Raw genomic sequence first — 11,576 nt, 5'->3', positions numbered from 1 at the left:
TTTCCCCAGGATGGGCAACATACAGGCGGAGGGCTGCCGATGGCCAAGTTACAGCATATACAGCAGGATACCAATATTGAAAGCTATTATATAACCTTATGCGATGTGTATTTTTATCATCTTCCCGGAGAATCGGAAAAGGAAGAGCAGCGGCTGGAGGCGGCTGTTGAAACTTTATCGAGCCTGATTTATCATGCCATCAGCATAGACGGGACAACAATCAGGGAAATGGACAACAGCCGGTATGAGAAGGAGTACAAGCGGTTCTATACTGATATTATGAGAGCGATCAGAGAATGTTCGCAGAATGAAGTGGACTTTGGCGAATTTCTCGAAATCTTGGACGAAATTATCAGCGCCGCCATTCTTCTTGCCAATGCATTTGAAAAAATTGATAAGGTAAAAGAAGAGGCCGCACAAGAAGAAGAAGAAGAATGACCGGTTCAGGTTTGGGCCGGTCTTATCTTTGTATATAAATAATTGAATTTTAAGAAAAAGAATTGTAAATACTTCATTTTTTATGCTATTCTGTACTATAACAGATATAAAATACAACGTTGTGTAATAGGATACAAAGGAGGATAAGGATGGCGAATTATCGGAAAATCGGAAACTTGCAGGTGGATGAGGCTCTGCATCAATTTTTACAGAAAGAGGCGCTTCCCGGGACCGGCCTGGAAGAAAAAGCATTCTGGAATGGTTTTGAAAAGCTGATTGAAGAGCTTACACCAGAGAACAAAAGACTGCTGGCCAAAAGGGAGAAGCTGCAAAGGGAGCTTGACCGCTACCATAATGAGAACCGGGATGACTTCCACTTTGAGGCGTATAAACAGTTTCTGATTGATATAGGTTATCTGCTGCCGGAGCCGGGAGAATTCCAGATCGGCACGGAAAATGTGGATGATGAGATTGCCCAGCAGGCAGGTCCGCAGCTGGTTGTGCCGGTCAATAACAGCAGATACAGCATCAATGCGGCCAATGCACGATGGGGAAGCTTGTATGACGCCTTATATGGGACAGATGCGATCAGTGAAGAAGGCGGAGCAGAAAGGTCAATCGAGTATAATCCTGTGCGCGGAAATAAAGTAATTGAATTCGCAAAGGGATTTCTTGATCAGGCTGCCGCTCTCGACGGTGCCTCCCATAAGGAAGCTGTCAGGTATTCAGTGAAGGAAGGCAGTCTGGTCATCACTTTGAAGGATGGGTCTTCGTCAAAACTTAAAGTTCCGGAGGCATTTGCCGGTTACAGGGGAGATAAAGACCTTCCCGAAGCTGTATTGCTGAAGCATCATGGACTTCATTTTGAGATCCAGATAGACCGTGCATCTGATATTGGAAAAAGTGACCCGGCGGGCATAAAAGATATTCTTATGGAAGCAGCTGTTACAGTGATCATGGATTGCGAGGACTCAGTTGCGGCTGTTGATGCGGAGGACAAGGTGCTCGTCTACCGAAATTGGCTGGGTTTGATGAAAGGGGAGCTCAGCGCAGATTTCTCAAAGGGCGGAAAGATCAAATCAAGGAAACTGAACGGTGTCAGGCACTATCGGGATCCTGAAGGCAATCTTTTTTCCCTGCCAGGCAGATCGCTTCTGTTTGTCCGCAATGTCGGCCATCTGATGACCAATCCGGCAGTTCTGGATAAGGAAGGAAATGAAGTGCAAGAAGGAATCCTTGATGCCGTCTTTACGGGGCTGGCAGGGAAGCATTCTCTTTTAAACACAGAGGAACCGGCTAACTCCAGGAAAGGCTCTATTTATATAGTAAAGCCTAAAATGCATGGGCCGGAGGAAGCCGCGTATGCAGGGGAGCTTTTCGATAAAACAGAGGATTTGCTCGGGCTTGATAGGAATACCTTGAAAATTGGACTGATGGATGAAGAGCGCAGAACCTCACTGAATTTACAGAGCTGTATAAAAGAAGTCAAAGACCGCATCGTGTTCATCAATACAGGCTTCCTTGACCGGACAGGGGACGAAATCCATTCAAGCATGGAAGCGGGCCCGATGGTGCGTAAAGGAGAAATGAAAAAGTCCAATTGGCTGCAGGCATACGAAAAATCCAATGTTTCAACAGGTCTAACAGCAGGTTTTTCAGGCAAGGCTCAAATAGGCAAAGGCATGTGGGCTATGCCTGACAAAATGGAAGAGATGCTCGAGCAGAAGGGTGCGCAGCTCATGACCGGGGCTAACACTGCCTGGGTGCCGTCACCGTCAGCGGCCGTCCTTCATGCATTGCACTACCATCAGATTAATGTAAAGGGTATACAGGAAAAAGAGTATCAGAGCCCGTCCCTGTATAGAGATGAAATGCTGTCAATACCGGTGGAAGCCCGCGGATCCTGGTCATCTGAAGAAATCCAGGAGGAAATCGAAAATAATGCCCAGGGTATTCTTGGCTATGTGGTCCGCTGGGTGGAACAGGGCATCGGATGCTCAAAAGTGCCGGATATTCATGATGTCGGCCTGATGGAGGATCGTGCCACATTGAGGATATCAAGCCAGCATCTGGCCAATTGGATCCACCATAAAATTGTTTCTAAAGAGCAGGTCATGAATGCACTGCAGAAAATGGCGAAGGTAGTCGATTCACAAAATGAGAAAGAGCCAAGCTATAAGAGGATGTCTGATGATTTCAGCACTTCAGTTGCATTCCAGGCGGCTTGTGAGCTGATCTTTGAGGGGAGAAATCAGCCTAATGGCTATACAGAGCCTATTTTGCATAAAAGGAGGCTGGAGGCAAAGTCGAAACAGGCTGTCCGGCAGTAAGGCAGAACGGATGTGAAAAAACAATAAGGCAAGTCAGCAGACAGTGCCACCGTTTTCATCCGGCTCGTCAGTGAAACCTGGGATGATTCCCGGTGAAGCCGCACTCAGCTGCTGATTGCTTCTGCAGGATGGTCTTGGCAAGCGCGTGAAGTAAATTGACGGTTTCAGATTCCTTCAGGTAAAATTTAGCTATTCTTACAGAAACTGAGGGGATTTTGTTGAAGCATTTGAAATTGTTATTAGTATTAATAGGCCTGTTCATGACGAGCGCTGCCTGTTCCAGAGCTGAGGAAAGCGAGCCAGCACCAGATAAAAAGACAGCAGCTCCTGTAAAAAATGCAATAGAAGAAGTGGAAGCTGAAGAGGCGGCAGAGAAGGAAAGCTTTATCGCCAATGGAAAGGAATGGGAGCTTGGATTTACCGATTCTCAAAACGGGCTGTTCAAAGAGTATGTCCTTGCGGGAGAAACAGTCGACAACTGGTCGGAACTGATCACAGTCCACCGCTTCAGCAATCCGAATGAGGTGCCGGTGCAGGCATATGCAGCCCAATTTAAAAATTCTCTTGAACAGTCTGTTTCCGGTGACCTTCACTTTGAGGTTCTAAAAGAGGATGCTCATAATCTTTATTATGAATTTCAGCTGGCCAAAGATCCTGCCCATCCTGATCAATATGAAACAGCCAGGATTCAAAGCGGGGGCGGGGAAATCTGGTTCCTGCATTATGCCATTAAAACTGGCGGTATAGATGAAGGGGAAAAAGAGGCCTGGCAGTATATATTATCAACAGATGACTTGAAAAGCTGGGTTGAATAGGACAAAAAAACGAAGCAGAGATGCTTCGTTTTTTCGTTCATAGGTTATTTATAAAAAACCTTATCTGTATTATATTTGGCCTGAAGAGTATTGATGATATAGGTCTCATAGATTTCTCTCTCCATTGGATCTTCTACATAAATCAAGGCAATTTTGTATACATCATGGCGGACATCCTTGATCGGTGAAACAGTGTCTTCAAAATGCTTCTTCACACGCTGCCTCAGTTTACGGGCTTTTCCTACAAACATCAGGTCCTCATTTGAATCAAGGAACAAGATCAGACCGCCTTTATCACGGGGGATTCGGTGGTAATCCGTAAAGCCGTAAAGATTGCTCAGTACAGAGGATGTCTGTTCATCGGCATGCTTGTTTTTAGTCAGAGTCAAATCCGGATTTGGGATTTCAATTTTTATCATCTTCAGTCACTTCCTTTTCTTTAACTTGTAAATGGTATCATACCGCAAGCCTGATATCCACTATATCCTGATTATTTTACCCTTATATCAAGGATAAAAAAGGTTTTTCAATTTTTCTCTTCTTAAAGTGTCACAGTTTTGTCTTAAAGGCGACTAAGTATATAGAATATGAAAAGCAGGTGAGTGTGTGGGAAATCACAAGGAAAGGCTGATCCTTGAATGGTATGAGCAATACGGCACAGAACTGTTCCGGTTTGTTTGGATTATGCTCGGAACAAAAGAGGGATGTGATGATATTGTACACGATACTTTTCTGAAAGCCTGGTCGGCTATAGATAGATTCGAGAAGAAATCGTCTGTGAAAACCTGGCTGTTTGCCATCGCCAAACATAAGGTGCTCGATGAAATCCGCAGGCAGAAAAGGAGAAGGATCTTTCTTGGAAGATTAGCGGAAAGCTCTATTCCATCTGGTTTGGATGTACAGAAGATTGTGGAGCTGAAGGAGGAAGCAAAGGAACTGATGAAACAGATCCAGGAGCTGAAGCCCAACTACAGGATTGTCATTATTTTAAGCAAGGTAGAGGAATGCACTTCGAAGGAAATCGCTGAAATCCTGGGCTGGTCTGAAGCAAAGGTACGCAAAACTCTCTCGCGCGCCATACAAGTGCTGAGGAAGGAAAAGCAGCTGAAAGGAGGCGATGGAATTGAAGAGTCAATATGATGACCGTGAATGGAATGATCTTCGTGAGCTTGTGCCTGGCAAAGATGAAAGCGAGCAGTTGAAAAGGAGAATCATGCATTCTGCAAGGAAGGGCAGTCACATGGGGCCCTATTTTTTCAGGGCAGGTTCAATTGCGGCGGCATGCCTGCTTTTGATTATTTGCGGAAGTCTGCTTTTTCTTTCCCTGCAGGAGTCAAAACTGCCGCAGGATGCTTCTATTATGCTGGATGGCCACCCCTATACTTGGGACCTGCCGGGTATTGAAGTGAAAACATCACAAGGAGAAATTGAGTTTTTAAGGGGAGCGGAGGGAACGGAAACCAAGGCGGGCTTTGGCAAAAACATATCAGAGCAGGACATGGAAAGCATCATATCTTCCCGTTCGATGTACGTCAGGCAAGAACTTGAGCATTTCCCGTATAAAACCATCATGTATATTGAGCATGTCAAGATGATGGATACGGCTCTCCGCTATCATTTTTTCATCCAGCCTGAGGGTGAAGAATGGGTTTACTTCTCGTTTGATTATCCTAAATTCGAATATGCAGAAATATTTCAGGCTATTGCCAGCTTGCGGTTCAAAGACGTTGAACCTTACATTCATCCGGAGCCCCTTTATGTCACCCATGGATATGGAGAGATATTATATCCGGTTGGCCTGACGCCGGTCACTGTCAGCTCCGGCTATGAAGAATACCGGTGGGAGGAGGCTTCGAGCCGCAATCTTACGGATTATTTAAAAGCTTTAGAGAGCAGCCCGGCAGGATGGGAGAGACAGGAATCAGCGGACAGTTCAGCTAATTATATATCCCATTCCGGACTTGTGGAAGTAGCCATCCGCCTGGAAGGCAATATACTCACATACACGATTCACTATAACAGACAGGAATAAAGCTGATTGGTTCAGTCACAGCATTTTTAATCAATAATAATGGAAGCCCCGGCATGACTGGCGTTGGGGCTTTTTGCAGGTGGTCTATAACTGGTATAGGTGCCTGTCACCTAAAAAATGACATATTTTGTTGTTTTCATTTTTGTAAAAAGGGTAAAGAGTAGTAAATAATTCAAATTGTAAGAGGGCGATTATGAACAGCATAGAATACTACATTTTTTTAGAGGAAATCCAACGGATGCAAAAAGAGTATAACAGATGTAAAGACAAAAACTTAAAGACAGAAATTGTTAAGGATATCGAGCTATTGCAGACTGCGATCAACTGCGTAAGATAAAATGAAATCGTCTAAACCATGAGTTAGGCGATTTTTTGTTTTTTATAAAGCCGGCATTCTGCCGGCCTTTGTCATTTATTAAAGAAATACTGATAAAAAAGGACATCCTGCCATTCCCCGAATTTAAAGCCGACTTCCTTAAATATGCCGATATAGCGGAAGCCAAGCCTTTCGTGGAGCCTGACGCTGGCCTCATTGCCGGCAGTAAGCCCGCTGATGATGGTATGGTAGTCCAGGCCGGCTGCGCGGGAGAGCATATCCTCTACCAGACCCTTCCCGATCCCTTTCCCCCTGAAGCGGGATGATATGTATACAGAAAGCTCTGCTGTTTTCTCATAGGCCTGTTTATCGCGGAATGGTCCAATGGAGCAGTAGCCTGCAATTTGGCCATCTTCCTCTGCAACCGTCAGGGGATATCTGCCGCCGTATTTTTCGAACCAGGCCGTCCGCTCTTCCAGGCTTTGTTCTTCGAGGTCAAAAGTCGCTGTCAGTGTGCGGATTGCTTCATTATAAATATCAAGAATTTCCGGCAAATCTTCTTTTGCTGCTTCACGGATTATCATTTCAAGATCCCTCCTGGTACTTATTTTAAAAGAGCAGGAGATGGAGGGGAAGTTTATTGGCTTATATCCTGACATAAGAAGATTGTTTAGGCAAGTCTGTTATCACGGAAGAGAGCTGCTTGCAGAGACAAGCAGCTATTATTTCTATTTCTTCAGCTGATCCACAGTTCCTTCATTATAATCATCCCCGACTTGTTCATGGGTTTCAGCGAGACCCTGCTCCAGCTGGGAGTTCCCTTCATAATCGGATGCATTGAAGTATCTGGCGGCAATTTGCGTTGTATCAGGTTGGTTTTGCTTATTATTTTTCAATCGTTCCGCCTCCTTTCATTCATAGTATAAGTCAATTCAAGGCAGATTATTTGGCTAGCGGAATTGTACATAATTGGAATCAGGAACGGGGAAATTACAGTGGAGGAGGTGAGCCTCATGGCTAAAAATCAAAAGGGTGAAGACCGGACGGACGATCTTGGAAGATTCGCCGGAATATCCAAGGAGTATGACTTTGAAACAGGAGCGCTTAATACAGCGGTACCGCAAAGCCAAAGGAAGAGTGATAAGAAGAAATAGCACTTTACAGTGTAATGCTTTGATAGACAGCGGACTGGGAACTTTTTCTGATCTGAAATAAAGCTTCGAGCAGAGCTGGCTGGAACCGCTATTTTGGTGTTTTGCTGAAATAGTGGTTGCAGGGTGGCGGGCTGGGACCGCTATTTTGGTGTTTTGCTGAAATAATGGCTCCAGCGGTGCTGGCTGGGACCGCTATTTATGATTTTTGCTGAAATAGTGGTTCCAGCGGTGCTGGCTGGGGCCGCTATTTATGATTTTTGCTGAGATAGTGGTTCCAGCGGTGCTGGCTGGGACCGCTATTTATGATTTTTGCTGAAATAGTGGTTCCAGCAGGGCTGGCTAAGACCGCTATTTTTGGTTTTTGCTGAAATAGTGGTTCCAGCGGTGCTGGCTGGGACCGCTATTTTTGATTTTTGCTGAAATAGTGGTTCCAGCGGTGCTGGCTGGGACCGCTATTTTTGATTTTTGTTGAGATATTGGTTCCAGCGGTGCTGGCTAGGACCGCTATTTTTGATTTTTGTTGAGATAGTGGTTCCAGCGTTGCTGGCTAAGACCGCTATTTTTGGTTTTTGCTGAAATAGTGGTTCCAGCAGGGCTGGCTAAGACCGCTATTTATGGTTTTTGCTGCAATAGTGGTTCCAGGGGTGCTGGCTAGGACCGCTATTTATGATTTTTGCTGAAATAGTAGTTCCAGCAGGGCTGGCTAAGACCGCTATTTATGATTTTTGCTGAAATAGTGGTTCCAGCGTTGCTGGCTAGGACCGCTATTTATGATTTTTGCTGAGATAGTGGTTCCAGCAGAGCCTGCTGGAACCACTATTATGAATCCTGGCTGAAATAAAGGTATTAGCTTTATTTCCTGCCATTCTATTGAATCTGTAACTTAAATCATTTCCGACCCTGTTTCATTTTAGCGTCGTTCTTCTGGAAAGCAGACTCCGTTTCATGGTCTTTTTTGATTTGTTCAATGCTTGATTTTTGGATGCCCTTTTTTGCCGCTGCTATCGCTGCCTCTCCATATTGATCCTAATATAGGTTGGCATTTTGCTATGATTTCATTCCCGATCAGCTGATTCAGCCAGGTGAAAATACTCCCGGTCAAAGATCCGGTAATAGATGGATGCCGGAATTTTATCATAATACGGCTGCACACTTGAAATCACTTCTTTTTGGGTCCGGTGGGCGAGGAGGACTTTTTTTCGTGAAGCAGCTTCAGTTGCCATTGGGAAAGCGATGTCCGGCTCTGGAAGACCTTTGCTGGTATTCTTGGGATACTTGTCCTTGAAAGTTGGAGAGAGCTTAAGGGCCACTTCAATCATCGGCTTGGGCAGAGTAACCATATAATGCCTCTTAACAGAAGAATTGCCCTTGGAAAGCTCTTCCTTTGCCACTTCCCGCACCAGCTTGCCGGTAACCACATGGTCGGGATGGCCGTATAAGCCAATTTCATCATCATAAGATATCAATACTGTCGGCTTAATATCTGTAATCAAATCTCTGATGACCTGTTTGATCTTCTCTCCATTCACTTCTTCTAAGCCTCCATCTGGAAAGTCAAAAATCTCCAGATGATCCACGCCAATAACTTCAGCAGATTTCTTCACTTCCTTTGTTCGTTCAGCCCCAAGCTTATCCCTTGTGACCACCCCGCCGTCAGGACCTGCTTCGCCCCTGGTGAATACCGCGAGTGCGGTAAATGCATCCTTCTGTTTCCCCAGCTTAGAAAAGGTTCCGCTGACCATAATTTCATCATCCGGGTGTGCAAACAGGGCAAGCACTCTTTTCGGCTCATTCTCCGGGAAAAGCTCCTGTGACACAGGCACTTCGCCGTCATTGACATAATAGTTGGCATAAATGATGGCAGAAACAGAGCCGAGCAAAAGAAAGACAAAGAGGATCCCCAACAAAATCACCAGCCTTTTAAGTATATTTCTTTTCATACCAGACCGTTCACTCCTTTAAAATTGTGCTAGTCCAGTATATGAGTAGCGGGTCAAAGAGATGTGCACAATAATAAACAGATAGATAGAGCGCTTTTTCTTTCAGCGGAAAATAAAAGAGACGCAAAATTTGCGCCTCCTTCCCCAGCTTTATATACTTTTTTTCATTCCGCATTTCCGGCATTCACGGAGAAAAATAAAATCCTTCACCGAGCTTTTAAACAAGGTATTATCGCAATTATCGCATCTCCCGCTTTTTTCATCAGGATAATCCTTATAATCATAGACGATAGTTGTATCAAAGCCTTTGAATTCGTTTGTTTCAGACATGTTTATTCACCTGCAAGTTGATTTTTATCTTTTTATCTTAGCAAACTTGCAGGTTTTTCGGTAGTGGAATATAAGGACTGCTGTTTCTGTTGACCACTAGACACCATTTTTTAAAGAATGTTTTACCGGAGATCAGTTAACTGGTTTATAATGGAAATAATTAAGAAATTAGATTTAGTAGGAGTGAAGATTATGCCTATCACCAAACTGCCTGAAACAATCGGCGGAAGAAATATCCATGAGAGGGTAATACCAACTGTATGCAATTTAGAAAATATGATTAATAAACTATTCTTGTTAAATGGAGATGTACAGAAATTAAATGCCTGGGAAAAAAGTTGCTTTAAAGCTTACTGTTTAGAAAAATTAAAGTTACCTCTTCTAGTTTCCGGCAAAAATACTAGAATTGAACTTTTAAGAGAGCATATTCTGAAAAACAACCCAAAGGATTTGGGAGCGAATTGTATTTGTATTTATTTAGTAGCATACGTCTCAGAAACGATTGGCGGTGGAAGGAACAATTTCTTCGAGTATGTTAAAAACAGTGGGATATCAAAAAAAGCGGGAAGTGCACAGGCCATTTGGCAAGTGGGGAAGAGGGATGGTGTTTATTTGAAAATATTAAATGATGACGGCTCAGTACGCGACTGGGAGTTCTTTTCTGAGTGGCTTGCTGGTTAATACCAAAGAGCCGGGTCCCATAAATTGGAACCTGGCTTTTTTATGCTTCCTTAGAAGCCATCCTCTCTCTCTTAATCCCATACCAAACCAAAAAAGATCCCCCAATAACAAACAGCGGCTCCAGCCAGTTGGCTTCAGGCCCGTTAGTGATCCTGTGGAGCTGAAAGATCCAGTGGAATACGGCGATGTCAAAGCTCAGGAACAAACCTGTTGCGGCTGTAAACCCATTGAAAAAGGCAGCAGAAAACAGACGGTAGAAGATGAGCATCAATACGCCCAGTACACAGACGCCAAAGAATACAGCCCCGATCCGTTCCAGGATGGTTTCGGCCTTAAGGCCATATGCAAAAGCGTCGATCAGGTGGAACAGGTTATCAGCAGCAATAACTCCAATAATAATGCCAAGCAATCTCATAAAAAAAAACTCCTTCCGATGAACCAGAAAATACTATTGTACTATCTTTTCTGGAAAAAGGGTTATGGTTTTTAAAAAGACTTCCTTCAACTCCCACTAGGACTTAGGGAACAAGACCCTTATACTGGTCAAGTAGGAGGAGATGTGCGAATGTCATTATATTTTTTCTTGATTATTTCTGTCTACCTTGTATATTCACTGATTAAAGCAAATAAAAATACAAGTAAAATAGCTGTCAGGACAGTATCGGTCGAACGGCCGGATATTGTGCTTGCCGGCAATAAGATAAAGATTCTACATTTATCTGATCTGCATTTGGAGAATATCTCAATCAGCCCAAAGGAACTTTATGAGCGGATAGCCGGAAAGGATATCGACCTCATTGCCCTGACGGGGGATTTCATGGACCGAAAATGGAGTTTGCCGAAACTGGCCCCTTACCTGCAAATGCTTAATAAACTCGAACCTCGATATGGCATGTATGCTGTTTTTGGCAATCATGATTATGTCCTGAAAGGAAAGAATTTTGCAGACCTAAAAAAGATCCTTGAGGAAAACGGGTGCAGGACACTGCAGAATGAGCATTCGGTCATTGATATTAATGGAGAAAAGTTAAATATTATTGGAATTGATAATTACAGTACCAAGCATCATGATGTGGCTCAATCCTATTCAGGGGCGTCTGATGGGTATAATCTGGTGCTTACGCATGATCCAAATGTAGTCCTTGAGATGAAGGACTATAAATATGATTATCTTTTATCCGGCCACTTCCACGGCGGCCAGATCCACTGGCCGAAACCGTATCACCTGGCTAAGATGGGAAAGCTGGTACGCATGAATATGGTCAAAGGCCTGCACTATCATAACGGCATGCCTTTCTATATCAGCGAGGGGCTGGGGCAGACAGGTGTAAACATCCGCATCGGAAGCCGGCCTGAAATCACTTTTCATGAGATTGCATAATTTGTAGAATGGCGCGTGAAGAGCATGCGCCTTTTTGGTGTGTCGAGGGATAGTGAAATTGTTTTTCTTAGGAAATGATGAACTTTTGGACCATCTGTTCCGGTGTGTGCTTTGTATTGCGACATGAGTCACTTTAAGGCTGGAAGAATTGGGTGCAGA

At 44.1% G+C, this 11,576-nt stretch carries 14 protein-coding genes and 1 pseudogene; 8 read left to right on the top strand and 7 right to left on the bottom strand.

The features are described from left to right. The first annotated feature begins 39 nt into the window (after positions 1 to 39). From FZD51_RS01675 to FZD51_RS01665, 3 genes are all read left to right on the top strand, one after another. Positions 40 to 438: a hypothetical protein gene (locus FZD51_RS01675; protein ID WP_148973149.1), complete on the top strand. Its 399-nt coding sequence runs from the start codon at positions 40 to 42 to the stop codon at positions 436 to 438. 149 nt (positions 439 to 587) lie between these two features. After that, positions 588 to 2,768 carry a malate synthase G gene (locus FZD51_RS01670; protein WP_148973148.1) on the top strand — a complete coding sequence of 727 codons (2,181 nt, stop codon included), beginning with the start codon at positions 588 to 590 and terminating at the stop codon, positions 2,766 to 2,768. 218 nt (positions 2,769 to 2,986) lie between these two features. Continuing rightward, positions 2,987 to 3,583 carry a hypothetical protein gene (locus FZD51_RS01665; RefSeq protein WP_148973147.1) on the top strand — a complete coding sequence of 199 codons (597 nt, stop codon included), beginning with the start codon at positions 2,987 to 2,989 and terminating at the stop codon, positions 3,581 to 3,583. Positions 3,584 to 3,627: 44 nt separating this feature from the next. On the opposite strand, the gene FZD51_RS01660 is transcribed toward FZD51_RS01665, so the two are convergent. Then, positions 3,628 to 4,002, bottom strand: a complete 375-nt coding sequence (locus FZD51_RS01660; protein WP_009793222.1) for a nucleotide excision repair endonuclease — start codon at positions 4,000 to 4,002, stop codon at positions 3,628 to 3,630. A gap of 187 nt (positions 4,003 to 4,189) precedes the next feature. Between FZD51_RS01660 and FZD51_RS01655 the strand changes: the two genes are divergently transcribed. Further along, a complete protein-coding gene (locus FZD51_RS01655) occupies positions 4,190 to 4,723 on the top strand; it encodes an RNA polymerase sigma factor (protein ID WP_148973146.1) in 534 nt (177 codons plus the stop codon). After that, positions 4,707 to 5,615 (top strand): hypothetical protein, encoded by a 909-nt coding sequence (locus FZD51_RS01650; RefSeq protein WP_148973145.1) that lies wholly within the window; start codon positions 4,707 to 4,709, stop codon positions 5,613 to 5,615. Before FZD51_RS01655 ends, FZD51_RS01650 begins: the two co-directional genes overlap by 17 nt. 408 nt (positions 5,616 to 6,023) lie before the next feature. Here the strand turns inward: FZD51_RS01650 and FZD51_RS01645 are convergent, their stop codons facing one another. Together FZD51_RS01645 and FZD51_RS01640 are read right to left on the bottom strand one after the other, a co-directional pair. Next, positions 6,024 to 6,515 carry a GNAT family N-acetyltransferase gene (locus FZD51_RS01645; protein WP_148973144.1) on the bottom strand — a complete coding sequence of 164 codons (492 nt, stop codon included), beginning with the start codon at positions 6,513 to 6,515 and terminating at the stop codon, positions 6,024 to 6,026. Between the two features lie 144 nt (positions 6,516 to 6,659). Then, positions 6,660 to 6,833, bottom strand: a pseudogene (locus tag FZD51_RS01640) (YozQ family protein); the annotation flags it as partial. Positions 6,834 to 6,944: 111 nt separating this feature from the next. Between FZD51_RS01640 and FZD51_RS26000 the strand changes: the two are divergent. Next, positions 6,945 to 7,085, top strand: coding sequence for a hypothetical protein (locus FZD51_RS26000; RefSeq protein WP_187445586.1), 141 nt, complete (start codon positions 6,945 to 6,947; stop codon positions 7,083 to 7,085). An 888-nt stretch (positions 7,086 to 7,973) separates the two neighbouring features. Here the strand turns inward: FZD51_RS26000 and FZD51_RS26450 are convergent. The 3 genes from FZD51_RS26450 to FZD51_RS01625 form a co-directional block, all read right to left on the bottom strand. Next, positions 7,974 to 8,090 carry a biofilm-forming protein gene (locus FZD51_RS26450; RefSeq protein WP_148973304.1) on the bottom strand — a complete coding sequence of 39 codons (117 nt, stop codon included), beginning with the start codon at positions 8,088 to 8,090 and terminating at the stop codon, positions 7,974 to 7,976. Between the two features lie 50 nt (positions 8,091 to 8,140). After that, positions 8,141 to 9,025, bottom strand: a complete 885-nt coding sequence (locus tag FZD51_RS01630; protein WP_148973142.1) for a PIG-L deacetylase family protein — start codon at positions 9,023 to 9,025, stop codon at positions 8,141 to 8,143. A 150-nt stretch (positions 9,026 to 9,175) separates the two neighbouring features. Beyond that, positions 9,176 to 9,355 (bottom strand): DUF8096 family protein, encoded by a 180-nt coding sequence (locus tag FZD51_RS01625; RefSeq protein ID WP_148973141.1) that lies wholly within the window; start codon positions 9,353 to 9,355, stop codon positions 9,176 to 9,178. A gap of 192 nt (positions 9,356 to 9,547) precedes the next feature. Between FZD51_RS01625 and FZD51_RS01620 the strand changes: the two genes are divergently transcribed. Beyond that, positions 9,548 to 10,036, top strand: a complete 489-nt coding sequence (locus tag FZD51_RS01620; protein WP_148973140.1) for a hypothetical protein — start codon at positions 9,548 to 9,550, stop codon at positions 10,034 to 10,036. 40 nt (positions 10,037 to 10,076) lie between these two features. On the opposite strand, the gene FZD51_RS01615 is transcribed toward FZD51_RS01620, so the two are convergent. After that, on the bottom strand, positions 10,077 to 10,451 hold the full coding sequence (locus tag FZD51_RS01615) for a hypothetical protein (RefSeq protein ID WP_148973139.1): 375 nt from the start codon (positions 10,449 to 10,451) through the stop codon (positions 10,077 to 10,079). A gap of 150 nt (positions 10,452 to 10,601) precedes the next feature. On the opposite strand from FZD51_RS01615, the gene FZD51_RS01610 reads away from it, so the two are divergent. Next, the gene (locus tag FZD51_RS01610; protein ID WP_148973138.1) at positions 10,602 to 11,417 is read left to right on the top strand and encodes a metallophosphoesterase; all 816 of its coding nucleotides are present in this window, start codon (positions 10,602 to 10,604) and stop codon (positions 11,415 to 11,417) included. The last annotated feature ends 159 nt before the right edge of the window (positions 11,418 to 11,576 follow it).

The organism is Bacillus infantis, from assembly GCF_008180445.1.
Taxonomy (GTDB): domain Bacteria; phylum Bacillota; class Bacilli; order Bacillales; family Cytobacillaceae; genus Bacillus_AB; species Bacillus_AB infantis_B.
Note: the sequence above shows the minus strand (reverse complement) of the source record. Positions and strands in the feature narration are given on the sequence as shown.